Below are 25,854 nucleotides of genomic sequence, written 5' to 3'. Positions count from 1 at the left end.
GATGCGTATTGGTGAGCTGGCCGAACGGGCCGGAGTCAGCACGCGGGCCCTGCGCTACTACGAGGAGCAGCTACTGCTCGGTCCGCAGCGCACGTCCGGCGGCCAGCGCGTCTACCCCGAGGCGGCTGTCGACCGGGTGAAGATCATCCAGCAGCTCTACGGCGCAGGTCTCAGCAGCCGCCTGATCGCCGAGCTCCTGCCCGCCATCGATGCCCGCTCGATGGGCCCCGAGCTGTTGGACCGGTTGTCCTACGAGCGCGCCCGCATCGAAGCGAAGGCCGCCGAGCTCCAGGCCGCGAGCCGTAGGCTCGGGATACTGATCGGCCTCGCCACGCATCCCGACACCGAATCCTGCCCGGCTTCACTCGACCCGGGCCGAGCGGTGCGCGGCGGGACGACATCCCCACCAGCGGCGCCGCCACTGACGCGGAACTGCCCTCCCTTCGCCGTGCCTGACCATTGATGACCCGAGCTCTGCAGAGCTACGGATCAGAAGGTGCCCGCGCCCTTCCCGTGCCCGATCGGCCGGGAACTGACGGGGAACCACGGCTGGTGACGCACAGCGCAAAGAGAACGGCCCCCGACCGATTCGCCTGGTCAGGGGCCGTTCACCTGCGGTGGGTGTGGGATTTGAACCCACGGTGACATCGCTGCCACGACGGTTTTCAAGACCGTTCCCTTAGGCCGCTCGGGCAACCCACCCCGCGTCGTCACCGGGCCCGGTGGCCGGGGCCGGCTCGATGCGTGGGACAGCCTAGCCGGTCAGCTGTCGCCCTTGCGCTCGCCCAGGGTGAGTTCGGCCGTTGCCGTCTTGCCGTCGCGCTCGTAGGTGAGTGTGACCTTGTCGCCCGGCCTGTGGGTCCAGATCTCGCCGATCAGCGTCGGGCCGCTGTCGACCACCGTGTCGTTGAACTTGGTGATCACGTCACCGGCCTTCAGCCCCGCATTCGCCGCCGGGCCGTTCTGAGTGACGGCGGGGGTACCGCCCGCGCCCTCGTCCGAGATGACGGCGCCGCCGGTCTTCTCCTCCATCGTCACCGTCGCGCCGATCACCGGGTAGACGGGCTGGCCCGTCTTGATCAGCTGCTCGGCGACGTTCTTCGCCTGGTTGACCGGGATCGCGAAGCCGAGGCCGATGGAGCCGGCCTGGGACTGGCCGACGCCGCCGCCGCTGGTGGACTGGATGGCCGAGTTGATGCCGATGACCGCGCCGCCCGCGTCCAGGAGCGGGCCGCCGGAGTTGCCCGGGTTGATCGAGGCGTCGGTCTGCAGGGCGCTCATGTACGAGTTCTTGTTGCTGGAGCCGTCACCGGAGGCGACCGGGCGGTCCTTCGCGCTGATGATGCCGGTGGTGACCGTGTTGGAGAGACCGAACGGCGCACCGATCGCGATGGTGGAATCGCCCACCGCGACCTTGTCGGAGTCACCCAGGGCCAGCGGGGTCAGGCCCTCCGGGGGGCTCTTCAGCTTCAGCACGGCCACGTCGTAGCCCTGGGCCCGGCCTACCACCTCGGCGTCGTACTTCTTGCCGTTGGAGAACGTCGCGGTCAGCTGGCCGCTGTCCGCCGCGGAGGCCACCACGTGGTTGTTCGTGAGGATGTGGCCCTCCTTGTCGTACACGAAGCCGGTGCCCGTGCCTCCCTCGCCGTCGCCGGACTGCGCGTCGATGGTCACGACGCTGGGCAACGCGCTCGCCGCGACGCCCGCGACCGTGCCCGCGTCGCGCTTGAAGTCCTTCGGGCTGTTGGAAGCGGCGACCGTGGTCGACCCGGACGAGGAACCGGAGTCGTTGCTGTCGGCGGCCCAGTAGCCGAGGGCTCCGCCGACGCCGCCCGCGACCAGAGCGGCTACCGCCACGGCGGCGATCAGGCCGTTCGCGCGGCGCTTGCGCGGGGGTTCCGGCTCCGAGGGGACCGGCGCTCCCCAGGCCGGGGGGCTGCCTCCGTCGGCGTACGCGGGGATGGCGGGAGGGGGCGGCGGCCACGCGGCCGAGCCGGCCGGAGGCTGCTGCGGCGACGGCGGCGCGTACGGGTGCTGTGGCGACGGGGCCGCGTACGGGTGCTGCTCATGCCCGGCGGCGGACAGCCCGGTGCCCTCCTGGCCCGTCGCGGCCGGAACCGGGGCCGTCGGCGCGTCCACAGCAGGAGCAGGCGGAGCCTCCGGCGCCGGCGGACCTCCCTGCGGGGTGCCCTCAGGAGCGGCAGCCGGCACGGGAGGTGCGGACGGAACAGACGGTACGGCCGGAACCGTGGTGCCCTCGTTGCCCTCGTTCTCGGTGCTCACAGCTCTTTACTCCTCGGTTCCACTCGGCATTCGGCAAGAGATCCGCTGTGCACGTGTCTGCGGTCAGCTTTTCCCACAGCACGTCAGGCCACTGTAAGCAGGACCTGTGCATCCGCACACCAATCTTTACATCAGGCAAAACGGCCCTCCCTCAGAAGGTGTCAGCACCCGACGCGTCCCGGTGACACGATGTCGCGGTGACCCATGCACGTCTGCCCTCACCACAGCCTCCCATCCAGGTCATCGCTCACCGCGGGGCCTCGGACGACGCCCCCGAGCACACCCTGGCCGCGTACCGGAAGGCCATCGAGGACGGGGCGGACGCCCTGGAGTGCGATGTTCGCCTCACCGCGGACGGGCAGCTCGTCTGTGTGCACGACCGCAGGGTGAACCGCACGTCGAACGGCCGGGGCGCCGTCTCCGCCCTGGAACTGGCCGATCTCGCCACCCTCGATTTCGGTTCCTGGAAGGATCACGAGGAGTCCCCGGACTGGGACCCGGTGCCAGGTGAGCTCACGTCCGTACTCACCCTGGAACGGCTTCTGGAACTGGCCCACGACGTCCGGGCCGCCGGCCGGCCGATCCAGCTGGCCATCGAGACCAAACACCCCACGCGCTGGGCCGGACAGGTCGAGGAGCGGCTGCTCCATCTGCTCAAGCGGTTCGGCCTGGACGCTCCGCCGACGGACGGGCCGCCCCCGGTACGCGTCATGAGTTTCTCCGCGCGGTCCCTGTACCGCGTCCGGGCCGCCGCGCCCACCCTGCCCACGGTCTTCCTGATGCAGTTCGTCTCACCGCGGCTGCGTGACGGGCGGCTTCCCGCCGGGGCCCGGATCGCCGGTCCGGGAATGCGGATCGTACGTAACAATCCGGGATACATCGAGCGGCTGCACCGGGCGGGGCACCGGGTGCACGTATGGACCGTGAACGAGCCGGAGGACGTCGAGCTCTGCGTACGCCTCGGAGTGGAAGCAATCATCACCAACCGCCCGAAACAGGTTCTTTCGCAACTTGGCCGCTCTTCACATTAGCTACGGGGGGTGCACCGGCGCATTCACTCCGCAATCGATCGTTACGAGTGCATCACTGACGGGGCTCGGGCCGGTTTCCGGCGCAGTCCAGGGGGGCATCCAAACCGTGGCGTGGGGCAAAGGAGGTCTCGGGGGTGGCGTTTGTGGTGGCACAGGAAGTGCCCACGTCGTCGAGCATGGCCGTACCCCATGGCCCTGCGGGCGTGGGGCAGGCGCGGCACCGTATGCGCGAGCAGCTGCGCAGCAACGGGGTCCCGGACACCGTGGTCGACGACGCGGTACTGATCCTTTCCGAGCTTCTCAGCAATGCCTGCCGGCACGGCAGACCGCTGGGACAGCACTCAGATGTGGGGGACGGCGACATCCGTGCCGCATGGCGCGTGGACAGAAGGGGTGACCTGACGGTCGAGGTCACGGACGGCGGCGGGCCGACCAGGCCGCTCCCGGCCACCCCTTCGGTCACCGCGCGCGGGGGGCGCGGACTCAACATCATCAGTGCCCTCGCCCAGGAGTGGGGCGTGCGGGACGACGCAGTCGGTGAGGTCACCGTCTGGGCCCTGGTCTCCGGTGACCACGGACACGGCAGCTTCACCACAGTGGCTCCGGCCCCCGCGAGGCCCGCCCGTCGCGAACGGTCGGGTCTGAGCGGGCGGCTCGGAATGCATGGATTCGGCTCGCTCGACGGGCTGGAACTCGCCGACGCTCTCGAAGCCTTCGACGACGCGGGCTGAGAGCGGTACGGCGCGCGGCACGACGGAGTGGGCCGCGCGGGTGCCACGGCAGGTGTGCCCCGGCATCGACAGGGGCGGCTAGGCTCGCGCCCGAGACCGCACTGTCGCAATCGGGAGAACGCCCACCATGGCCAAGAAGCGCCCTCAGTCCAAGGCCGGGAAGCCGCAGCTCAAGGACGGTGAAATCCCGGTCGTAGGGGCTCGTGAGCCCTGCCCGTGCGGTTCGGGCCGCCGCTACAAGGCGTGCCACGGGCGCGCAGCCGCGCACGCCGTGACCGAGCTGGTCCAGCGCCCCTTCGAGGGAATCTCGGGAGAGTGTGACTGGATCGCCCTGCGCGAGCTGGTCCCCGCCGCCACCGTCGAGCTGACGCTGAAGGGTGGGCTGCCCGAGGGCGTGCCGTCCGTGGCTCTCGCGACGGTGCTGCCGATGGCCTGGCCGGCGTTGCGCCGCGACGACGGCTCCGTCCTGCTGGCCCTGCAGAACGACACTTCGTCCGGCGACCTCAGCCGCGACCTCGCGGACACCCTGCAGCGTGCACTGGAGGCCGACCCCGGTTCGCCGGTCGCCGCCCGCCGGGTGCCCGCCGACGGCCCGCGACTGCAGGACGTCCTCGACCCCGACGCCGCTTTCGAGCCGGTCGTGCACTCCGGTTTCGAATTCTGGGTCCCGGACGCGGAGAACGCCACGGCGGAGGTCTCCGCCTCCCTGGAGCGTGCCAACGCTGCGGCCATCCCCACCACCCGGCTCTCCGGCGTGGACGCGGCCTACTGGTGCGAGACACCGGAGAAGAACCACCTCCGCTGGGCCATGCCGCACCCCGAGGAGCAGCTCCTCGACGCCCTCGCCCGGCTGCACGCGGCGGGCGCGTCCTCACTCGGTGAAGGGACCCGTCTGGTGGGGTCGTTCCGAGCCCACGGGCTGATGGTCCCGGTCTGGGACCTGCCGAGCGCGATGGGGGCCCAGGAGTGCGAGAAGCCTGCGGCGCAGTTCGCGGAGCGGCTCACGGAAGCCCTCGCGTCGGACGCTCCGCTGACGGCCGAGGAGCGCCGGGCCCGCAGCGGGCTCACCAACCGCCAAGTGACGCTCAGCTGACAGTGACGAAAGCCGGGACGCGGCGGTGACTCCCGTCACAACTCCCCGTACCCGTAGGTAAATCGGTGTCCGAATAGGCGAGATCGAATTTGCTAACGGCAGATCTCTTGTTACGGTTCTGGAAGTCCGGTCGCTGGTGCATCCCCCGTCGCCAGCGGCCGGACATCCTCGTTTCCGGGCCCTGACGGCCAGGGCGCACGCCGGATCACTCGTTGCTCGGCAGCCTGCGCGCACCCTGCCCGGCCCCGCACCTGCCTCCCGGCCTCGGGCACCCGTCCCGCCCCAGGTCCGCACCCCGGCAACCCTGCACGAAATCGGTTCCGCTCCTCCGCGCCGGAGCGGCACGCACCGGCCGTCCGGCCGTACCGGGCGTTCGCTTTCGGACGGAAAGTCCGGGATACCCGCCGGGCGCCGTGAATGAGCCCACAGCACCGGGGAACGCACGCCTCGGGCATCCGGGAATCATGCACACCCGCAGTGCCGCGCGCAGCGTTCGCGCCATCCGCTAAGGGCTGCCCGAAAGCCTGTGTCCACAGGCTTTCGCGAGGCCACGATGACGCCTGCCGAGGAGCGACCCCGTCTGATCCCGCGGGACCCGGGCGGCCTCACACCCTGAACGAGTGAGCCGCCCGCAGTTCCCGCGTCGGTGAATCGCCGGCCGATCAGTACGCGAGCCGACTGCCGCCGTCCGGAGCACCGTTGCTCGCCTCGACGAGCGCGTCCAGGACCGACTCCACATCCGGGAGCCACGGCGCGGCGTCCCCGGCCGCCGGTTCGCGCTCCCAGCGCACCTGTCCCGTACCCACCTCGGACGGAGGCAGGATGAGATAGCCGCCCTCTCCGTGGAATCGCAGGGAGCTGGGCACCCGGTCCTTGGCATGCAGCAGTTCGCCGAGCCGTTCCAAGGTGTAGGGGGCGACCAGCAGGGACCACCGGGTGGGGGTCGCCACCACGGGGCCGAGCCGTACCCCCATGCCGTCGAGCGCGGTCAGCGCCCGCGCGCCGGCGACGGCCGGCAGACTCAGCGCGCAGGGTGCCGGGCCGCCGGTTGCCAGGACGACGGGGGCGGTGGGCCGATTGGTCCACCACCAGCGCACCATGCGCGGGTCAGTGGTCGCCGCGAGGAGACCGGGGTCGAAGGGGTGTGCGCCGGGTACGGCGCACTCGGGGTCGGGACAGGCGCAGCCGCGTACGGCTCCCGTCGCCAGCCCTGCTCCGGGGAGCACGGGCCACTTCCGGACGGTGGCACAGATCAGCGCCGCGTCGAGCTGGGCGGAACTTCCCTTGCGCCGGGGCCGGTGCCTGCGTCGCCTTCCGAGGATCTCGCGCATGAGCGCTCGTTCCTTTCCGTTGAACGCCGAGGTCCACATCGCACCACGTGTCCGTTACAGCACGTGTGCGTCTCTTCGCTGTGCGCGCTTGCTCATCGCATCTGCGGTACGGACGGACAGTCGGTGCCGAGCGTGAGCTGAGCCGAGCAGAGTGGAACCGAACAGAATGGAGCCGAGCCGAGTCGAAACCGAGCCGAGTCCAGTCAAATCATCGCGCGGTCGGCGTGCGCACCGCGCGTGCCGACCTTGTGCAACCCCGCCACTCGGGGTGGACGGGCGGCCGTCATATGTGAGGACGCCCGGGCTCGTTGTCGGGTTCCGGGGCGGTCCTACCACCCCTGGCCGTCCACGATTACGTACCCAGCATGCCCGGGATGACGCTCCCTCCGGCATTTCACCCCGAGGGCGCCCCCTGTTCGAGCGCACCCAGTCGACCGCAAAAAAACGCCTGGGGGTGCATTTTTCGGCCAAGTTAACTGTCGCACGGACACCATAAATACTGTAAGGACAATGCTGGACATCAGCTTACTTGTGCGTGTAAATGTGGGGGCGTGCACATGCGGTTGCACCGATAGCGACGCAGAACGACATGGGGGTTTGCGATGCTATTCGACACAGAGCACCGGTCGGAAAGCCGACTGCCATGAGCGCCCCTCACCTTCCGAAAGTGGCTGGAATCGATCCCATGGTTCCCGTTTCAACGCACACTGCCGCGCCCACGGAAGGTGCCCTCTCCTCGCCGGGAGCCTTCATCCAGGACCGGCTGGCCGGCTGGGTCTCCGATCTCACGACCCTGCACGAACTCACCGAACGGCTGGCGGGAACCAGCACCCTGGACAGCGCCCTTCCTGAACTCCTGGGTGCCGGGGCGACCCTGGTGGGAGCCGGCCGGGGGCTCCTCATCCTCGAACCCGCCGACGGCCGCGGGCCGTCCCGCACGATCGGGCTGGGCCTCGCCCACGCCGAGCTGGGAAACATCGAGACGGTGCCCCGCAGCGCCACCGCATACGGCCGTTTCCTCGACGGCCTGCCGGATACCGACGGCCCCCGGGCCAGCCCCGACATCCTCGGCGACACCGGCCTCGATCCCCACTGCCGCGAGGTCGCCGCCCGGCTCGGGTACGCCGCGAGCTACGCACAGCCCCTCGCCACCGAAACCGCCGGCCGGCTCGGTGCGGCCGTCTGGCTGTATGACGAACCGGCCCATCCGCTGGAACGCCAGTGCCATCTCGTCGAGGTGTACGCCCGCTACGCCGCCGAGCATCTGGCCCGCCTGCTCGAACTGGAACGCGCCAGGGCCGATGCCGCCGTCATCGCCGAGGAACTCCTCCCCAGCAGGCTCCCCCGGGTCCCCGGAGTGCGGCTGGCCGCCCGCCGCCGGGCCGCACCCGAGGGCGGCGGCGACTGGTACGACGCACTGAGCCTGCCGGACGACGCCCTCGGCCTGGCCGTCGGCTCGGTCGGCCGCTCCGGGCCGGCCGCCATGGCAGCCACAGGCCGGCTCCGCGCCGGTCTGCGGGCCTACGCCGTGTTGGAGGGCGAGGACCCCGTCGCCGTGCTCTCCGACCTCGAACTGCTGCTGCGGCTGACCGAACCGGCCTCCGCGGCGACCGCTCTGTACGCGTACTGCGAACCCGGCCGGCGCAGGTTCGTGCTTGCCGGCGCCGGGCACACCCCACCGCTGGTGACCGGCGACCGGCGCACCGCATTCGTGGAGACGACCCTCTCCGCGCCGCTGGGCATGCTTTCCTGCTGGGAGGCGCCGAGCATGGAGGTCACGGTCCGGCCCGGCGAGACCCTGCTGCTGTACACCGGCGGACTGCTGCGCCGCACGGGAGACACCATGGACCAGGCGTTCGCCCGGCTGCATTCGGCTGCGGCCGGTGTGCCGAAAGTCCTGCGCCAGGACCCTGGCGCCGTCGCGGACCACGTCCTGCGGGCCGTCCTGCCGGCCGGTGCGGAGCAGGGCGACGGCACGCAGGACGTCGCCCTGCTGGCCGCGCGCTTCGACTGAGGGCCGCAGCAGCGGCCTCCGGGCGGCAAAAGGTCTTCCGGCACGTGGGCCCCTTCCGTACGCCCGTACGATGGAGGGGGTCCAGTGTCGTACAAAGGAGGACATAACGTGTCTGAGGAGCTCGCCCCGGAGATCCCGGAAACAGCAGAAGCAGAGCCGATCAAGCAGCGGAAGAACGGCCTGTACTCGGGCATTTCCGATGAGCTCGCCGAGAACATGCAGTCCGGCTGGGCCGACACCGAGCTGCACGGTCTGGAGCCGATCGCCCAGGCCTCCTACACCGCCGCCCGCCGCGCCGCTCTCTCCGCGCGCTTCCCCGGCGAGCGGCTCGTCATTCCCGCGGGCAGCCTGAAGACCCGCTCCAATGACACCGAGTACGCCTTCCGCGCCTCCACCGAGTACGCGTACCTCACCGGCGACCTGACCCAGGACAGCGTCCTGGTGCTGGAGCCGGTTGACGGCGGGCACGAGGCGACGGTCTACCTCCTGCCCCGCTCCGACCGCGCGAACGGCGAGTTCTGGCTCGACGGCCAAGGCGAGCTCTGGGTCGGCCGCCGCAACTCCCTCACCGAGGCCGAGCAACTGCTCGGCATCCCGGCGAAGGACGTCCGGGAGCTCGTGGCCGCGCTGGCCGAGGCCACCGGCCCGGTGCGCAACGTCCGCGGACACGACGCTGGCATCGAAGCCGCCCTCACCGACAAGGTCACCGCCGAACACGACGAAGAACTGCGCGTCTTCCTCTCCGAGGCCCGCCTGGTCAAGGACGCCTTCGAGGTCGCGGAGCTGCAGAAGGCCTGCGACGCCACGGCGCGCGGCTTCGAGGACGTCGTGAAGGTCCTCGACAAGGCCGAGGCCACGAGCGAGCGCTACATCGAGGGCACCTTCTTCCTGCGCGCCCGCGTCGACGGCAACGACATCGGCTACGGCTCGATCTGCGCGGCCGGCCCGCACGCCACCACGCTGCACTGGGTCCGCAACGACGGCGCGGTCCGCTCCGGCGAGCTCCTGCTGCTCGACGCGGGCGTGGAGACCAACGAGCTCTACACCGCCGACGTAACGCGGACGCTGCCCATCAACGGCACGTTCTCACCGCTGCAGAGGAAGATCTACGACGCGGTGTACGAGGCCCAGGAGGCGGGCATCGCGGCCGTGAAGCCCGGCGCCGCCTTCCGCGACTTCCACGACGCGGCTCAGCGGGTACTCGCCGAGAAGCTGGTCGAGTGGGGCCTGCTGGGCGACCTGTCCGTGGAGAGGGTTCTGGAGCTGGGCCTCCAGCGCCGCTGGACGCTGCACGGTACCGGCCACATGCTCGGCATGGACGTCCACGACTGCGCCGTCGCGCGCACGGAGTCCTACGTCGACGGCACCCTTGAGCCCGGGGTCTGCCTGACGGTCGAGCCCGGACTGTACTTCCAGGCCGACGACCTGACCGTGCCCGAGGAGTACCGGGGGATCGGCGTCCGGATCGAGGACGACATCCTCGTGACCGAGGACGGCAACCGGAACCTGTCCGCCACGCTGCCCCGCCGCTCCGACGAGGTCGAGGCCTGGATGGCCGGCCTCAAGGGCTGACACGGCCGACGCGGGGCGGTCGCGTCCCGTGTGCCGGAGGGCGCGCCGCTCAGGACACCATGAGCAGCGCGCCCTCCCGCCATTTCAGGACCTTGTCGAAGCTCACCACCGCGCCGCGCCCCGGCCGGTTGCCGAAGTGGACGTGATCGGCGAGCTCCTCGATCAGGCAGAGTCCGCGGCCGCTCTCGGCCGTGGCCGGGGGGCGCACCGCGGTGCACGCGTGCGAAGGACCGGCCGCCTGGTGAACGGCGGACGTCTGCGGAACCGCCGGATACCCGGCGGACAGCTGTGCGGCGGTGCGGCGCATGCGCCGGGGGGGAAACCCGGGGCCCGAGTCGGCGACTTCGATACGGCACTTCTCGCCGTCCAGATACGCGGTGACCCGGTAGTGCTGCCCGCAGGCCTTCCCGGGCTGCCCGCCACCGGCGGAGGTGGTGACCACGTCTCCGGCCTCACCGACGTCCCGTCGGTCACCGCCGTGTTCGACGGCATTCGCACAGGCTTCGCTGAGTGCGACCGAGAGGTCGTAGGAGATATCCGGATCCACCCCCGCGGTCTCCATGGTGCCGAGCAGAAAACGACGCGCGAGCGGAACGCTCGCGGCTTCGCGCCGCAAATGGAGTGACCACCAGATGCTCATGCTCCAGCCTCCTGGCTGCGGCTCGACATACCGATACGTATTGCCGCGATGAGTAGTTCGTAAGCACGGATCGGCTGTGACAGCGCTCATTCGGCGGATGCGGATATTCCGTTCACCGGTGTAAGCGGGCCCGGGATCGTGGCCCCGGATCAGTCATGAACAGGTGCAACACCCCCTGATCACTCCCTGATGGGGACGGATGCCGACCTTCCGGACCTGCCGTACGCGGCCCGGGTACTCAGTGGGATGATGACCCGGCCATGTCTATGCCTGTCGCACGCGCCGAAGCCGGTATGCGGCTTTTGAGGACCGCGGTGTTCACCGCGGTCTGCGTCGTGCTCGCCGCGGCCGGACACAGCCTCGCCGCGGGCGTGGGTGTGTCCGGGTGGAGTCTGCTGGCCGGCTTCGCCGGGGTCTTCGCCGTCGCGGCGGCGCTCGCCGGACGGGAGCGGACCCTTCTGTCCATCACCGCCGCCCTGGCGACCGGGCAGCTTGCCCTGCACGTCCTTTTCGGGTTCGGCCGGCACATGCCGGCTGCCACGCAGGGGTCCGGGGACGACTCGCTGATCCGCTTCGCCGCAGGGCTGGTGTGCGGTGCCGGACCGGCGCAGCTGAGCGCCGATGAGGCCCACCGCATCGTGACCACGGCGGGCCTGGACCCCGCGGCCGTGGCCCAGGGGCACACGCATGTGGCGTCCGGCACGGACGTCGCTTCCGCGGCCGACCCGACGTTCCTGGCCACAGTGATGTCCGGCTTGCCCGGCCTGCCCATGTTCCTGGGGCATCTGCTCGCCGCACTCGTCACCGGCTGGCTGCTACGCCGCGGTGAGATCGCGCTCTGCCGGCTGGCCAGGCTTTCCGCGCAGGGCGGCCGACAGCTCGCGGCCGGGGCCAGGCTGCGCGCGCTGCGGGCGGCGATGGCTCTCGTACGCGCGCTGCGTGCGGGACTTCCGGGGCGGCCCACCACCGGGCCGCGCCCCCTCCGCAACGCCGTCGACGCCCCCGCGCCGGCCACCGGGGACCCTCTGCAGCACATGGTCATCAGGCGCGGGCCGCCGCCCGTATACGTACACGCAGCCTGACACGACCCCTCCGCCGGGATTCCAGGTGAAGAGGTGGTCGTGATGCCGTCGCGCCGACGCGCGCCGGACCGCCCATTCCCGACTCCTGTGGAGTGTCCCCTGCCATGAACGTTTCCCGTATCGCCCTCGCCGGCGGCGTCGCCGCGTCCACCGTCCTGCTGCTCGCCGGTACGGCCTCCGCGCACGTCAGCGTGCAGCCGCAGGGCGAGGCCGCCAAGGGCGGCTACGCCACCGTCAACTTCAAGGTCCCCAACGAGCGCGACAACGCCTCCACCGTCAAGCTCGAGATCAATTTCCCGACCGACCACCCGCTGGCGTCCGTCAGCCCGCAGCCGGTGGCCGGCTGGAAGATCGACGTCACCAAGAGCAAGCTGGCCGAGCCGCTCGAGGTGCACGGCAAGAAGATCAACGAAGCGGTCTCCAAGGTCACCTGGACCGCGGACGGCGACGGTATCGAGCCCGGCTTCTTCCAGCAGTTCCCGCTCTCGGTCGGGCAGCTGCCCGAGGACGCCGACCAGCTCGTCTTCAAGGCGCTCCAGACGTACAGCAACAAGGAAGTCGTCCGCTGGATCGAGGAGCCCACCGAGGGCGGCGAGGAGCCCGAGAGCCCGGCTCCCGTCCTCGCCCTGACCGCCCCGGCGGCCGACGCCCACGGTGCCGCCGCGGATGACAAGAGCGGCGAGACCCAGCAGGCCGAGGAAACGACGGCGTCCTCGGACGACGCGTCCTCGTCGAGTACCGACGGCACCGCCCGCGTGCTCGGCATCGTCGGAATCGTCGTCGGCGTCGCGGGGGTGGCGTTCGGCGTCCTCGCCGGTCGTCGACGCAGCGCCTGATTCCGCCGACTCACCCATCCGTATGACACAGATCAGGAATCTGCTCTCCATGCACAGCAAGAAGACGGTGCTGGCCGCGGCGTTCGCCGCCGTGGCCGCACTGACCCTGTCGGCCTGCGGCAGCGGCGGAGACTCGGCGGACAATTCCGTCGCCGAGGTCTCCTCCGAGACCGAGTCCAAGCCCGCGACCGTGCTCGACCAGCCGTTCACCAAGCCCGACCTCGTCCTCACCGACACGCACGGCAAGAAGTACGACCTGCGCGAGCAGACCAAGGGCAAGCCGACTCTCATCTACTTCGGCTACACCAACTGCCCCGACGTCTGCCCGTTGACCATGAGCAACATCGCCGTCGCCAAGCGCGCGCTGCCCAAGGCCGACCAGGACAAGCTTCAGGTCGTCTTCGTCACGACGGACCCCGAACGGGACACCCCGGAGTCCCTGGGCAGCTGGCTCAAGGCCCAGGATCCCGACTTCACCGGCCTCACCGGTGACTTCCCGGCCATCCAGGCCGGAGCACGCCAGATCGGCATCGGCATCGACCCGCCGAAGAAGGAGAAGGACGGCACGGTCGTCTCGATGCACGGCGCCCAGGTCATCGCGTTCTCCCCGAAGACCGACAAGGGGTACGTGCTCTACAGCGAGGACACCACGGCCGAGAACTACACCGAGGATCTCCCGGAGCTCGTCAAGGGGGAGACCCCGTGAACCGCCGCACAGCCCTCGCCGGCGTCCTGGCCCTCACCACCGGGCTGACGCTGACGGCCTGTTCCTCGGACACCGTGCCGCGGCTCGAGGTGACCGGGGCCTTCATGCCACAGCCCGTCAGCGACATGGCGGCCGGTTTCCTCCTCGTGAAGAACAGCGGCGACGCCGCCGACCGGCTCACCTCGGTGACCAGCTCACTCTCGGACCACGTCTCCATCCACGAGACGAAGAACCAGACGATGCGGGAGGTCACGTCGTTCGAGGTGCCCGCCGGCGGCGAGCTCGATCTCGAACGCGGCGGCAACCACATCATGTTCACGGAACTGAAGCAGCAGCCCAGGCGGGGAGAAACGGTCTCCGTGAAACTGCACTTCGAGAAGGCCGACCCCATCAGGGTCGCCATTCCCGTGAAGGAGACCACCTACAGCCCGAAGAAGCAGTGAGGTACTGACGCCCCATGACAGCCACCGCCCCGCGCTTCGGGCCCTCCCCGACACGACGGCCGCTCGCCTCGGTCGCGCTCCTCGCCGCGCTGATCAGCTCGCTGTTCGGCCTGGCGCTGGCCGGTGCGAGCCCCGCGTACGCGCACGCCGCTCTCACGGGGAGCGACCCGCAGGACGGGGCGGTGGTCGCCACGGCCCCCAAGGACGTCACCCTCACCTTCTCCGAGCAGATCGCCATGGGCGACGACTCGATCCGGGTCCTGGACCCCAGCGGTAAGCGGGCCGACAACGGCGCTCCCCGTGATCTGACGAGCGGCGGCGCGGTGCGGTACGGCGTCCAGCTCCACAGCGGTCTGCCCGACGGCACCTACACCGTGGCCTGGCAGGCCGTGTCCGCGGACAGCCACCCGGTCTCCGGAGCCTTCACCTTCTCCGTCGGTGCCCCCTCGGAGACCACCGTGGCACTGCCGTCGGACGGCGCCGGCGGCGGCCTCGTGGGTGCGCTCTACGGCATCGCACGCTACGCCGCGTACGCCGGCTTCATCCTGCTCGCGGGCGGGTCGGCCTTCGTGCTCGCCTGCTGGCAGCGCGGGGCGGGCGCGCGGCCGCTGCAGCGGCTCGTCGTACGCGGCTGGATCACGCTCACCGCGGCCACCCTGGCCATGCTGCTCCTGCGCAACCCGTACACCGGATCCGGCAGGCTCGCGGACGCCTTCGATCTCGACGGCCTGCAATCCGTGCTCGACACCAAGCCGGGAGCCGCGCTGGTCTCCCGGCTACTGCTCCTGGGCGCCTCCGCGCTCTTCATCGCCGTCCTCTTCGGGGCGTACGCCAAGCGCGAGGACGAGAAGGAGAAGCAGGACCTCACCTTCGGACTCGCGACGGGCGGAGCAGTCATCGCCGTGGGGATCGCTGGTACGTGGGCCCTGGCCGAGCACGCCTCGACGGGGATCCAGCCCGGCATCGCCATGCCGGTCGACGTGCTCCACCTGCTCGCCGTCGCGGGCTGGCTGGGCGGACTCACCGCGCTGCTGGTCGCTCTGTACCGGACTCCGGACATCCCGAGCGGCGCGGTACGGCGGTTCTCGCGCGTGGCGTTCGCCAGTGTGCTCGTCCTCGCCGCGACGGGGCTCTACCAGTCCTGGCGTCAGGTCGGTTCGTGGTCGGCGCTGACCGGTACCCGGTACGGACAGCTGCTGCTCGTCAAAGTGGCGCTCGTCGCCCTGCTCGTCGGGGTCGCGTGGATATCCCGCCGCTGGACGGGGCGGCTGAACGGGCACACCGATTCCGTGTCCGCCGATGACGCCGCTCAGGCCGCTTCGGTGGAACCCGTGGAATCACCTGATCCGGCGGCCGCCTCCGAGGAGGAACTGGCCCCGGAGCGCGCCGCCCAGCTCTCCCGTCAGCGCGCCGCGCTGACGGCGACCAAAGAGAAGCGCGCCCGTGACGCCGATCCGGACCGCTCCGGGCTGCGGCGTTCCGTGCTGGTCGAGACGGGCATCGCCGTGGTGCTGCTCGTCGTCACGACGATCCTGACGTCAACCGAGCCCGGCCGCACCGAGGAGGAGGCTGCCCGCGGCAGCAGCACGGCGACCGCGCCGGTGACCGGCGGGCAGGTGAATCTGAGCCTGCCCTTCGACACCGGCGGCCGGAACGGCAAGGGGACGGCGCGCCTGGACATCTCGCCCGGCGGAACCGGCTCGAACACCGTGCACCTCTGGATCGACGGGCCCGACGAGCGTCCGATGGACGTCCCCGAGGTGAAGATCGCCTTCACGCTGGAGTCCAAGGACATCGGCCCGCTGCCGGTCGTCCCCGACCGCCTCACCGAGGGGCACTGGACGGCGGGCGGTGTGCAGATCCCGATGGCGGGCGACTGGAAGGTCGCCGTGACGGTGCGTACGTCGGACATCGACCAGACAACCATCGACGAGAACGTGAAGATCGGCTGAGCAGGGTGAGCAGGAAGAAGAACGACCCCGGTGAGAACGGCACCCCCGCCGCCCGCCCCGACGGATCCGGTCCCGGTGGCGTGAGCGTCGTCTCCCGAAGGCGGCTGATCGGCAGCGCGGGAGCAGCCGGGGCGGCAGGCCTTGTCCTGGGAGCGGCGGGCGGTGCGGGCGGCTATGCGGCGGCGCGTGGGGATACTCCGACGCCGCTGACCGCGGTCGGTTCGACCGAGGCAATGTTTCACGGGAAACATCAGGCGGGGATCACCACTCCGCTTCAGGCCCGCGGACACCTGGTCGCCTTCGATCTGACGCCCGGCGCGGGGCGCAGGGAGGCAGCCGCCCTGATGCGCCGCTGGTCGGCCGTGGCGGAACGGCTGATGGCCGGTGAGCCGTCGGACAGCCGGGGGCACGACACCGGGGTGGCCCTGGACGCCGGGCCGTCCTCCCTGACCGTCACCTTCGGATTCGGGCGGACCTTCTTCACCCGCACCGGCCTGGCCGACCACCGGCCGGCCGCCCTGGACCCGCTGCCGGCCTTCTCCTCCGACCACCTCGACACCAACCGGTCCGACGGCGACCTCTGGGTCCAGATCGGCGCCGACGACGCGCTCGTCGCCTTTCACGCGCTGCGCGCCCTACAGAAGGAGGCCGGCTCGACGGCCCGGGTGCGGTGGCAGATGAACGGCTTCAACCGCACCCCGGGCGCCACCGGCCGGCCGATGACCACACGCAATCTGATGGGTCAGGTCGACGGCACCAACAACCCGAAACCTGCCGAGAGCGACTTCGAGGAGCGCATCTTCGTACCGTCCGGCGACTCATCGGCGTACGCCTGGATGGCAGGCGGCTCGTACGCCGTGGTCCGGCGGATCAGGATGCTCCTGGACGACTGGGAAGAACTCACGGTCAAGCGCCAGGAACAGGTCATCGGACGGCGCAAGGCGGACGGCGCCCCGCTCAGCGGCGGATCGGAGGACACCGAGATGAACCTGGACGAGGTGGGGCCGGACGGCAGACTGCTGATCCCTGACAACGCCCACGCCCGGATCTCCTCCCCCGAGAAGAACGGGGGTGCCGCGATGCTCCGCCGCCCGTTCTCGTACCACGACGGCATCTCGGACGACGGCTCCCCGGACGCCGGGCTGCTCTTCATCTGCTGGCAGGCCGATCCGTTCAAGGGCTTCATCCCGGTCCAACGCAAACTCGACCGCGGTGACGCGCTCTCGCCGTTCATCCGGCACGAGGCGAGCGGCCTCTTCGCCGTACCCGGGGGTGCTGCGGCCGGGGGGTACGTGGGGCAGGGGCTGCTGGAGGCGTGAGGCGACCGGCCCCGTCCCTCGGCCCACTAGGGTGACCGTATGTCAGCCACGCGCTACGCCTATCTCGGTCCCGAGGGCACCTTCACCGAGGTGGCCCTCCGCACGCTCCCCGAAGCCGCCACCCGCGAACTCGTCCCGATGGTCTCGGTGCCGGCCGCTCTGGACGCGGTGCGCGGCGGGGAGGCCGCGGCAGCACTCGTACCCATCGAGAACTCCGTGGAGGGCGGGATCAGCGCGACCCTCGACGAGCTGACCACGGGCTCTCCGCTGATGATCTACCGCGAAGTGCTGCTCTCCATCACGTTCGCGTTGCTGGTGCGTCCAGGGACGAAGCTGTCCGACATCAAGACCGTCAGCGCCCACCCCGCCGCGCAGCCTCAGGTGCGCAACTGGATGGCGGCCCATCTGCCCGACGCGGTGTGGGAGTCCTCGGCCTCGAACGCGGACGCTGCCCGGCTGGTCCAGGAAGGGCGCTACGACGCCGCCTTCGCAGGTGAGTTCGCCGCCGCCACCTACGGGCTGGAACCGCTGGTGACCGAGATCCACGACGCGGAGAACGCCCAGACCCGCTTCGTGCTGGTGGGGCGCCCGGCCAGGCCGTCCGCGCCCACGGGAGCCGACAAGACCTCCGTGGTCATCTGGCTCGGTGCCGACCGGCCGGGGGCCCTCCTCGAACTGCTCCAGGAATTCGCCGTCCGAGGGGTCAACCTGATGCTGATCCAGTCCCGGCCCACCGGGGAGGGCATCGGAAACTACTGCTTCGCCGTGGACGCGGAAGGGCACATCGCGGACCGCCGCGTCGGTGAGGCGCTGATGGGGCTGAAGCGAATCTGCCCTCATGTACGGTTCCTGGGTTCGTATCCGCGTGCGGGAGTGACACCCGAAGAGGTGAGCGAGCTGCGGATCGGGACGTCGGACACGGACTTCACCGAGGCGTCCGACTGGCTGGCGCGCAGCCAGGACGGCCGGGTCTGAAGCCGGCGGAGGACGGGCCGGGTGCCATACTCTGCGGCCCTGACCGCGCATTGCCCTTCCACGCAAAGTTATCCACAGGACACCTCTTCGGCCTGGGGACAAGTCGACACCGCAATGCGGCATGGCCGACACATCACACCAGTACCCCTGGATCCCCCATGGGGTCACAGCTCCCCCCGTGTCCCTCGAATTCCGTTGATCACCTCATCGGGGCGAGGAATACCCACCCGAATGAGTGCACGAGTCGGGTTTGAGGTGCCAATCCCCGTCCCGTCATGACGCTTTCGGAATGATCTTTCCGGCATCCACAGATCTTCTTCACAGCCTGTGGATAACTAACGGAATGAGCGGCGCCCTGTGGACAACGCACCCACTTCCGCGCACCCAACTCCCCGCCGGCGTACCGGCGATGCACCACACAGCAGGGGCACTTCCTCCCTTTTCGAGGTAATAAGTCCCGTTTGCTCACATCTCCCCTCTCCGCCCTCCGCCCTCCAGTTGATCTGCGATTCTCCACAGAATTACCGTTTCCGACATTTCAGGCACAGGGTCACGCTCGTCAATATCGGTTCGAGAGGTGGATCCCCGCACCGGTAGCCTTGAGGGGTGATTGACCTTCGCCTGCTCCGTGAGGACCCCGACCGTGTTCGCGCCTCCCAGCGCGCCCGTGGAGAGGACGTCGCGCTCGTCGACGCCCTGCTCTCCGCCGACGAGCTGCGCAGGTCGTCCGGCGTCCGCTTCGACGAACTCCGCTCCGAGCAGAAGTCGCTCGGGAAGCTGATCCCCAAGGCCACCCCCGAGGAGCGCGCCGAGCTCCTCAAGAAGGCCGAGCAGCTGAAGGCCGAGGTCAAGGCGGCCGACACCGCACAGGACGAGGCCGATGCCGAGGCCAAGCGGCTGCTCCTGCTGCTCGGCAACATCGTCCACGAGGACGTTCCGGTCGGTGGCGAGGAAGACTTCGTCGTCCTGGAGACCCACGGCACGATCCGTGACTTCGGCGCGGAGGGCTTCGAGCCCAAGGACCACCTGGAGCTCGGCGAGGCGCTCGGCGCCATCGACATGGAGCGCGGCGCCAAGGTGTCCGGGTCGCGCTTCTACTACCTGACAGGCGTCGGCGCGCTGCTCGAGCTGGCTCTGGTCAACGCGGCGATCGCGCAGGCCACCGAGGCCGGCTTCGTCCCCATGCTGACCCCCGCGCTGGTCCGTCCGCGCGCCATGGAGGGCACGGGCTTCCTCGGCCAGGCCGCGGAGAACGTGTACCACCTCGAGAAGGACGACTACTACCTCGTCGGCACGTCCGAGGTTCCCCTCGCGGCGTACCACATGGACGAGATCCTCGACGCCGACAAGCTGCCGCTGCGGTACGCGGGCTTCTCGCCGTGCTTCCGCCGCGAAGCCGGTACGTACGGCAAGGACACCCGGGGCATCTTCCGCGTCCACCAGTTCGACAAGGTCGAGATGTTCTCGTACGTCGACCCGGCGGACGCCGAGGCCGAGCACCGCAGGCTCCTGGACTGGGAGAAGCAGTGGCTCACCGCCCTCGAGCTGCCCTTCCAGGTGATCGATGTCGCCACCGGTGACCTGGGTTCCTCGGCCTCCCGGAAGTTCGACTGCGAGGCGTGGATCCCGACCCAGGGCAAGTACCGCGAGCTGACGTCCGCATCGAACTGCGACGGCTTCCAGGCGCGCCGGCTCTCCGTGCGTATGCGCGACGGGAAGAAGGTCCAGCCGCTCGCCACGCTCAACGGCACGCTCTGCGCCGTACCGCGCACGATCGTGGCCATCCTGGAGAACCACCAGCTGGCCGACGGTTCCGTACGGGTGCCCGAGGTGCTGCGGCCGTACCTGGGCGGGCGCGAGGTTCTGGAGCCGGTCTCCAAGTGAGCCTCTCCGTGACCTTCCCCTACAAGCTCGTCGCAACCGACCTCGACGGCACGCTGCTCCGCGACGACCACACGGTCTCCGAGCGCACCCGTGAGGCGCTGGCCGCGGTCACCGCGGCCGGCGCGGCGCACATCGTCGTCACCGGGCGGGCGGTGCCGTGGACCCGGCACATCCTGGACGACCTGGGTTACCAGGGTCTCGCGGTGTGCGGGCAGGGTGCGCAGGTCTACCACGCCGGGGAGCACAAGCTGCTGACCTCCCTCACCCTGGACCGGCAGCTCGCCGGGCTCGCGCTGTCCAAGATCGAGGCGGAGGTCGGTCCGCTCGCACTGGCGGCGAGCCGTGACGGGCTCGAGGGCGAGGTGCTGGTCGGACCCGGTTACCGGGTTCAGGAGGGGCCGCTGCCCGCCGTCTACATGCACGACCCCGCCGAGATGTGGACCGCTCCGCTGAACAAGGTCTACATCCAGCACCCGGAGCTCGACGACGACGCCCTGGCGCAGGCCGCGCGACAGGCCGTCGGCAGCCTGGTGAACGTCGTCATGGCGGGCCCGGGCGTCGTGGAGATCCTGCCGCTCGGGCTGAGCAAGGCGACCGGCCTCTCGCTGGCCGCACGCCGACTGGGGCTCAAGGCGGCGGACACGCTGGCCTTCGGCGACATGCCGAACGACATCCCCATGTTCGGCTGGGCGCAGCACGGCGTCGCCATGGCCAACGCGCACGACGACCTGAAGGCCGTGGCACACGAGATCACCGCGTCGAACGAGCACGACGGCATCGCGGTGGTTCTGGAGGAGTTGCTCCGGACGGCCACGCGCGCGTAGGCGCACCTGTTCTTCGAGCTCCGGCGGAGGATGCGCGGATCGAACGCGCGCGGGGATCGCGCCCCGACGACGGCTTAGCAAGCCGCTGCCTTACCACTCGGCCAATCCTCCGGGGGGGTGGCCGCGCGCGAAGCGCGGAGGGCCACCCGGGGGTCCTGCTACGGGCGGCTGCCGCGGGCAGCTGATGAAGCTACCGCGGTGCCGGCCGCGGACCACCCTTTCGGGAACACGACGGACTCGGACTCCTGGTCATCGCCGCGCTCCTCTCCCGGTCCTCACGGGCGCCGTTCTTCCGCGCCGTCCCCTTCACTGTGCCCCAGGCGGCCGTCCGGGGACCAATCATTATTCTCCGGTGGTCCCCGTCGGGACGTCAGCCGTTCTCGCGGCGGCCCAGATCCCTCAGCCGGTGAGCGAGGTCGCCCATGCGGGCATCGAGCCGGATGACGTCCCGCGAGACGTCGGTGAGCCGGAGGCTGACGGCGCCGACGATCTGATGGGTGACATCGAGCTTCCTGTCGAGGGAACCCAGCCGTTGCGACATCCGGCCGAGCACGGGGCCGAGCTCCTGGAGCGCGTTTCCCACACCGGCGAGACAGCCCTCGATGCGGGTGACGCGCCGGTCGAGAGAGACATAAACGTCCTGAGGTCATCCTCGGCGCCGAGCAGATGGGTCCGGATGCTGCGGGCAATGTCGCTGTCGCGAAGAAGCATGGCGACGTTGAGCACGGTGCGGCGGGTGTGGAGCGTGAGCCGGGTGGCAGCCTGTGGATAACTCTCCGGCTCCTCCCCACCCCATAGGGACATCGTGTCCCTCCGGAAAATGCGCAGCTCAGCGCCACGCAGAAGCCTGAGGCCGTTCCCCTCCACCTCGATGCGGTGGCGTTGTGTCAGCTTCTTGATGGCCTCTGTGGATACTCCAAGTAACGAGCCACCTCCTCTGTGCGAAGGTGAATTCCATCAGGAAGCATGACAAGGCCCTCGACCTTGTCGAGGACTTCGACGCGCCCATCTGCTCGGCCCGGAGGGCTTGGGATTCGAGCAGGGCGACTTCCGTGGGCATGCGTGTGCCTTTTCGTGCGTGGGAACGGCAGGGACAGCCCTGTCCCCGGGCTGCGAGGGCGGAGGTCGCTCACGGTTGCCACTCTCTCGATGACCGGCCGGGTGGGCACTGCCCCACCGCAGCCGGCATTCCCCGACTTCACGAAAGCTCGACGCCACAGATTCCAGTTGCCTCCACGCACCCAGTACAACGAGCCGACAACCGTACAGTCACGCGATCCGCTCGCCGCACACGGAACAACCCCCGCCCGGTGGGCGGGGGTTGCAGGGTGCACGGCGCCCGGTCTCACTCCTCGCCGGCGAGCTTCAGTACCCGCAGCTTCTGACCCGCGTACCACGTGGCCATGACCGTGACGCCGACCAGCAGGACGGTCGCGAGCGGCAGGCCGACGTCCGAGGTGACCAGGCCCTGCCCGGCGACCTTCTCGGCCACCGCGAGGGCCCACTGCTGCACACTGAGCGTCCTGGCCCCCGGGACCAGACTGCCGAAGAGCGCCTCCCACACCAGCGCGTACACCAGGCCGAAGACCACCGCGTGCCGGCTGACCGTGCCCAGCAGCAGGAACAGTGCGCTGTACGCGATCGAGGCGACCAGCGCCGCGATCGTGTAGGCCACGGCGATCTGTCCGCCGTTGCCGTTGAGGATCAGGCCCGCGACGAACGTCGGCAGCGCGGAGAAGAGCATCGTCACGGCCACGGCGACGATCAGCTTGGTGAAGATGATCGTGGGCCGCTTCACCGGCTTGGCCAGCAGGTAGACGATCGAACCGTCGTCGATCTCCGGCCCGATGGCACCGGTCCCCGCGATGACGCCGATGAGCGGCACCATGGTGGCGATGGCGAAACCGCCCAGCACGCTGGACGCGACGCCGTCATCGGCCCCGGCGAACGTCCGCACCGCCACGGCGATGGCCACCAGGAGGACCGGCAGGACGAACAGGATGGCGGCCCGGCGCCGGCCGAGCAGGGCCCGGTAGGTGAGCCGGGCGACTGTGGGGTCGTACATGACGCTTCACAGCTCCTTTCAGGCCACTACTCAGGCCGCTACGAGATAGGAAAAGACCGATTCGAGGGACTCGTCGGACGGGGAGACGGTAAGCAGCCGGATGCCGTGTTCGCGCGCGACCCTCGGCAGCAGCGTCGTGAACCGCCCGAAGTCGACCGCCTGGATACGCAGGGCGCCTTCCGCCACATCGACGTCGATCCCCGCCGTCGAAGGGTCCGCGATGAGCGCGGCGGCGAGGGCCCGGTCGTCGCTGGACCGGACGAGATAGCGGTGCGGCCGGTCCGTCATCAGCCGGCGGATCTTCCGGAAGTCGCCGGACGCGGCGTGGCGGCCCGCAACGATCACCTCGATGTGCGAGGCGAGCTGCTCGACCTCCTCGAGGATGTGGGAGGAGAAGAGCACTGTGCGGCCCTCCGCGCCCATCCTGCGCAGCAGCTCCATGAGCTGCATCCGCTGCCGCGGGTCCATGCCGTTGAACGGCTCGTCGAGGAGCAGCACCGACGGGTCGTGGACCAGCGCGGACGCCATCTTCACACGCTGGCGCATGCCCTTGCTGTACGTCGAGATCTTGCGGTCCTGCGCGTACTCCATCTCGACGGTGGCCAGTGCCTTGTGCGCGGCCGCGTCGCCCAGTCCGTGCAGCTCGGCGTTGGCGACGACGAATTCACGGCCGGTCAGGAAGTCGTACATGCCCTCCCGCTCCGGCACGATGCCGATCGCCTCGTAGACGGCCTCGTTGCGCCAGATCGGTGTGCCGTCGAGCGTCACCTTGCCGGTCGACGGCTCGAGGAAACCGGCCATCATGTTGATCAGAGTGGACTTCCCGGCGCCGTTGGGACCGAGCAGCCCGGTGACTCCCGGGCCCACGGTCATGCTGACGTCGTTGACGGCGACCACGTTGCCGAACCAGCGGGAGGTGTGGTCGATCTCGATGGTGGTCACAGCCCGACCCTCCGGTAGCGGCGCATCAATACGGCGTACGAGCAGGCGACGAGCGCGAGAACAACGATCAGATAGACCACACCGGCGGCGGCTCCGGGTCCCTCACCACCGGGGAAGGCGGAAGAGGCGCCGAGGAACGCGGTCTGCACTCCGTCGATCAGCGTGATGGGCGAGAACAGTCCCAGCCAGGTGATGGCATCGGCCGAGTCCGTCTGCCAGGCGATCGCCTGGACGGTGGAGACCGCGCCGTAGGTGATGGTCATCACGGCGATCACGGCGGCGACTCCGAAGCCCCGGCGCGGTGTCAGTGCGGCCACCACCAGTCCGAGCCCGGCGAACAGCACCGAGAGCAGCGCCACCGAGACCATCCCCTGTCCGAAGCCCTTGGTCTGATCGGCGAAGTCGAACTCGGCCAGCAGCGCACCCACATAGAGGATGACGAGGGGCAGCCCGGTGAGGATCAGCAGGGCCGACGCCATCGCGGCGAACTTGGCGACTACGTAGTCGACACGCTCGATCGGCCGCGAGAAGTACAACGGCACGCTCTTGAAGCGAAGGTCCCTGGACACGGACTGTGGTGCCTGGGAGGCGATGAAGAGCCCGATCACGGCCTGCAGATAGATCGCGAAGTCCGTGTAGTCGATGGGGAGCTTCGTCATACCGGGCGCGGCGATGGCGACCGCGACAAGGATCAGCGCCACCAGACACATCACCCCGCACAGCAGCATCGGCAGCACCTTGGACTTGGCGGACCTGCCCAGCCCGAACGAACCTCGCAGGGACTGCGAGTACAGCGAGCGTCGGGCGTAGGGCCGGCCCAGGCGTGCTCCGTCGTAGGAGCGGTATCCGATGTTGTGGATCCGGGAGGTGTCGCTCCCGGCCGCGGTCCCGGTCTCAGTGCTCATCGCGACCGCTTCCCTTCTGCTGTCCGGCACCCGCTGTCGCGGCCACGGCCGCCCGCGGTGCCTCTTCGGTGCGGAAGACCTCGGCGATGTGATGGCGCCGCTGTTCCATCCGGATGAGACCCAGTCCGAGGTGGGCGACACTGTCGCGGACCACGTCGTACGTCTCCTCGCCCGTGGCCTCCACCAGGAGGATGTGGCCGGCTCCCGGCAGCCCTTCGGCGTCGAGTCCGTCGTGCCCGATGAGCTTGACCCCCGCCCCGGTGAGGGTCTGGCGCAGCGCGTCGGTGCCGTCCGGGTGGGTGTCGCTGTCGGTGACCTCGACCGCCAGCGTCGTGGTGGTACGGGTGAAGTCTCTGGTGGAGCTGGAGCGCAGCAGCGCGCCGCCGTCGATGACGACGACGTGGTCGCAGGTCCGCTCGAGCTCTCCGAGGAGGTGCGAGGTGACCAGCACCGAGATGCCGAAGTCGGTGTGGACACGGCGGATCAGGCCGAGCATCTCGTCCCGGCCCACGGGGTCGAGGCCGTTGGTCGGCTCGTCGAGAAGGACCAGCTTCGGATCGTGGACCAGCGCCTGGGCCAGCTTCACCCGCTGCTTCATACCGGTCGAGTAGCCGCCGATGGGGCGGTAGCGCTCCTCGTACAGCCCGACATGGCGCAGGGTGTCCGCGGTGCGTTCGCGCGCCGCGGTGGGCGGCAGCCCGGACATCCGCGCCATGTGTACGACGAACTCGGTGGCCGAGACATCGGGAGGCAGGCAGTCGTGCTCGGGCATGTATCCGACCCGCTCCCGGATGGCGGCGCCCTCGGTGGCGACGTCGAGCCCGAGCACCGCGGCCCGGCCTTCGGTGGCGGGGGACAGACCCAGCAGGATCTTGATCAGCGTGGACTTGCCGGCCCCGTTGGAACCCACCAGGCCGGTTACGCCCGGTCCGATGTCCAAGGAGAGCCGGTCAAGCGCGGTCACCCTCGGGAACCGCTTGCTCAGGCTTTCGGTTGCGATCACAGTCACGTCTTCGAAGGTAGCGGCGCGCACCACAGGAGTCGTCAGACCAGACGGCTGTATCGGCGTCCGACTCCAGGCGTACGGACCCGTAGGGGGGACCCCTCGAGGGTGGACATCACGGTCCGGGCCGTCCCCGCGCTGTCCACAGGTTCGGGGCATCCCTTGACGCCACCGCACGTCGGTTGCCACATTCAGCGGTGTCACGTGACGGACGCGTACCGCA

General features: G+C 69.9%; 22 protein-coding genes, 2 tRNA genes and 1 pseudogene. 15 read left to right on the top strand and 10 right to left on the bottom strand.

What is annotated here, in order from left to right; translation table 11 throughout:
* Position 1: 1 nt before the first annotated feature.
* On the top strand, positions 2–463 hold the full coding sequence (locus tag ACWD04_RS17445; protein WP_451132742.1) for a MerR family transcriptional regulator: 462 nt from the start codon (positions 2–4) through the stop codon (positions 461–463).
* A 152-nt stretch (positions 464–615) separates the two neighbouring features.
* Here the strand turns inward: ACWD04_RS17445 and ACWD04_RS17440 are convergent.
* A tRNA-Ser gene (locus ACWD04_RS17440) sits at positions 616–702 on the bottom strand.
* 60 nt (positions 703–762) lie between these two features.
* Entirely contained in the window at positions 763–2,283 is a 1,521-nt protein-coding gene (locus ACWD04_RS17435; protein ID WP_451132740.1) for a S1C family serine protease, read from the bottom strand.
* A gap of 197 nt (positions 2,284–2,480) precedes the next feature.
* On the opposite strand from ACWD04_RS17435, the gene ACWD04_RS17430 reads away from it, so the two are divergent.
* From ACWD04_RS17430 to ACWD04_RS17420, 3 genes are all read left to right on the top strand, one after another.
* Positions 2,481–3,314 carry a glycerophosphodiester phosphodiesterase gene (locus ACWD04_RS17430; RefSeq protein ID WP_451132738.1) on the top strand — a complete coding sequence of 278 codons (834 nt, stop codon included), beginning with the start codon at positions 2,481–2,483 and terminating at the stop codon, positions 3,312–3,314.
* Positions 3,315–3,448: 134 nt separating this feature from the next.
* Positions 3,449–4,045: an ATP-binding protein gene (locus ACWD04_RS17425; protein WP_451132736.1), complete on the top strand. Its 597-nt coding sequence runs from the start codon at positions 3,449–3,451 to the stop codon at positions 4,043–4,045.
* Between the two features lie 127 nt (positions 4,046–4,172).
* Positions 4,173–5,138, top strand: coding sequence for a DUF5926 family protein (locus ACWD04_RS17420; RefSeq protein ID WP_451132734.1), 966 nt, complete (start codon positions 4,173–4,175; stop codon positions 5,136–5,138).
* 662 nt (positions 5,139–5,800) lie between these two features.
* Here ACWD04_RS17420 and ACWD04_RS17415 read toward each other — a convergent pair.
* Complete coding sequence (locus tag ACWD04_RS17415) at positions 5,801–6,469, bottom strand: bifunctional DNA primase/polymerase (RefSeq protein ID WP_451132732.1); 669 nt, start codon at positions 6,467–6,469, stop codon at positions 5,801–5,803.
* Between the two features lie 643 nt (positions 6,470–7,112).
* On the opposite strand from ACWD04_RS17415, the gene ACWD04_RS17410 reads away from it, so the two are divergent.
* Both ACWD04_RS17410 and ACWD04_RS17405 read left to right on the top strand, forming a co-directional pair.
* The gene (locus ACWD04_RS17410; RefSeq protein ID WP_451132730.1) at positions 7,113–8,483 is read left to right on the top strand and encodes a PP2C family protein-serine/threonine phosphatase; all 1,371 of its coding nucleotides are present in this window, start codon (positions 7,113–7,115) and stop codon (positions 8,481–8,483) included.
* A gap of 108 nt (positions 8,484–8,591) precedes the next feature.
* Entirely contained in the window at positions 8,592–10,055 is a 1,464-nt protein-coding gene (locus ACWD04_RS17405) for an aminopeptidase P family protein (protein WP_451132728.1), read from the top strand.
* Between the two features lie 49 nt (positions 10,056–10,104).
* Here ACWD04_RS17405 and ACWD04_RS17400 read toward each other — a convergent pair whose 3' ends face one another.
* The gene (locus tag ACWD04_RS17400) at positions 10,105–10,695 is read right to left on the bottom strand and encodes an ATP-binding protein (RefSeq protein ID WP_451132726.1); all 591 of its coding nucleotides are present in this window, start codon (positions 10,693–10,695) and stop codon (positions 10,105–10,107) included.
* A 260-nt stretch (positions 10,696–10,955) separates the two neighbouring features.
* On the opposite strand from ACWD04_RS17400, the gene ACWD04_RS17395 reads away from it, so the two are divergent.
* The 9 genes from ACWD04_RS17395 to ACWD04_RS17355 all read left to right on the top strand — a co-directional run bounded on the left by ACWD04_RS17395 (position 10,956) and on the right by ACWD04_RS17355 (position 20,716).
* Positions 10,956–11,777 carry a hypothetical protein gene (locus tag ACWD04_RS17395; protein WP_451132724.1) on the top strand — a complete coding sequence of 274 codons (822 nt, stop codon included), beginning with the start codon at positions 10,956–10,958 and terminating at the stop codon, positions 11,775–11,777.
* Between the two features lie 104 nt (positions 11,778–11,881).
* Positions 11,882–12,613 carry a YcnI family copper-binding membrane protein gene (locus tag ACWD04_RS17390; protein WP_451132722.1) on the top strand — a complete coding sequence of 244 codons (732 nt, stop codon included), beginning with the start codon at positions 11,882–11,884 and terminating at the stop codon, positions 12,611–12,613.
* Positions 12,614–12,662: 49 nt separating this feature from the next.
* Positions 12,663–13,319 (top strand): SCO family protein, encoded by a 657-nt coding sequence (locus ACWD04_RS17385; protein WP_451132791.1) that lies wholly within the window; start codon positions 12,663–12,665, stop codon positions 13,317–13,319.
* On the top strand, positions 13,316–13,762 hold the full coding sequence (locus tag ACWD04_RS17380; protein ID WP_451132720.1) for a copper chaperone PCu(A)C: 447 nt from the start codon (positions 13,316–13,318) through the stop codon (positions 13,760–13,762). Before ACWD04_RS17385 ends, ACWD04_RS17380 begins: the two co-directional genes overlap by 4 nt.
* A gap of 14 nt (positions 13,763–13,776) precedes the next feature.
* Positions 13,777–15,714: a copper resistance CopC/CopD family protein gene (locus ACWD04_RS17375; protein ID WP_451132718.1), complete on the top strand. Its 1,938-nt coding sequence runs from the start codon at positions 13,777–13,779 to the stop codon at positions 15,712–15,714.
* Between the two features lie 5 nt (positions 15,715–15,719).
* Complete coding sequence (gene efeB / locus ACWD04_RS17370) at positions 15,720–17,033, top strand: iron uptake transporter deferrochelatase/peroxidase subunit (protein WP_451132716.1); 1,314 nt, start codon at positions 15,720–15,722, stop codon at positions 17,031–17,033.
* Between the two features lie 39 nt (positions 17,034–17,072).
* Complete coding sequence (gene pheA / locus ACWD04_RS17365) at positions 17,073–18,008, top strand: prephenate dehydratase (protein ID WP_451132714.1); 936 nt, start codon at positions 17,073–17,075, stop codon at positions 18,006–18,008.
* 606 nt (positions 18,009–18,614) lie between these two features.
* The gene (serS, locus tag ACWD04_RS17360) at positions 18,615–19,892 is read left to right on the top strand and encodes a serine--tRNA ligase (RefSeq protein WP_451132712.1); all 1,278 of its coding nucleotides are present in this window, start codon (positions 18,615–18,617) and stop codon (positions 19,890–19,892) included.
* Between the two features lie 8 nt (positions 19,893–19,900).
* Positions 19,901–20,716 (top strand): HAD family hydrolase, encoded by an 816-nt coding sequence (locus tag ACWD04_RS17355; RefSeq protein WP_451132789.1) that lies wholly within the window; start codon positions 19,901–19,903, stop codon positions 20,714–20,716.
* 24 nt (positions 20,717–20,740) lie between these two features.
* Here the strand turns inward: ACWD04_RS17355 and ACWD04_RS17350 are convergent.
* The 6 genes and pseudogenes from ACWD04_RS17350 to ACWD04_RS17325 all read right to left on the bottom strand — a co-directional run bounded on the left by ACWD04_RS17350 (position 20,741) and on the right by ACWD04_RS17325 (position 25,592).
* Positions 20,741–20,827: transfer RNA gene (locus ACWD04_RS17350), tRNA-Ser, on the bottom strand.
* A gap of 259 nt (positions 20,828–21,086) precedes the next feature.
* Positions 21,087–21,776: pseudogene (locus ACWD04_RS17345) on the bottom strand (hypothetical protein).
* 285 nt (positions 21,777–22,061) lie between these two features.
* Positions 22,062–22,781, bottom strand: a complete 720-nt coding sequence (locus ACWD04_RS17340) for an ABC transporter permease (protein WP_451132710.1) — start codon at positions 22,779–22,781, stop codon at positions 22,062–22,064.
* A 30-nt stretch (positions 22,782–22,811) separates the two neighbouring features.
* Positions 22,812–23,723 carry an ABC transporter ATP-binding protein gene (locus tag ACWD04_RS17335; protein ID WP_451132708.1) on the bottom strand — a complete coding sequence of 304 codons (912 nt, stop codon included), beginning with the start codon at positions 23,721–23,723 and terminating at the stop codon, positions 22,812–22,814.
* A complete protein-coding gene (locus tag ACWD04_RS17330) occupies positions 23,720–24,628 on the bottom strand; it encodes an ABC transporter permease (protein WP_451132706.1) in 909 nt (302 codons plus the stop codon). Before ACWD04_RS17330 ends, ACWD04_RS17335 begins: the two co-directional genes overlap by 4 nt.
* Positions 24,618–25,592, bottom strand: a complete 975-nt coding sequence (locus ACWD04_RS17325) for an ABC transporter ATP-binding protein (protein WP_451132787.1) — start codon at positions 25,590–25,592, stop codon at positions 24,618–24,620. The genes ACWD04_RS17330 and ACWD04_RS17325 overlap by 11 nt, the downstream gene beginning before the upstream one ends.
* Positions 25,593–25,854 lie beyond the last annotated feature (262 nt).

It is taken from the genome of Streptomyces sp. NPDC002911 (genome assembly GCF_053591835.1).
The sequence above is the reverse complement of the archived record's forward strand: the minus strand, read 5'-3'. Positions and strand labels throughout refer to the sequence as shown.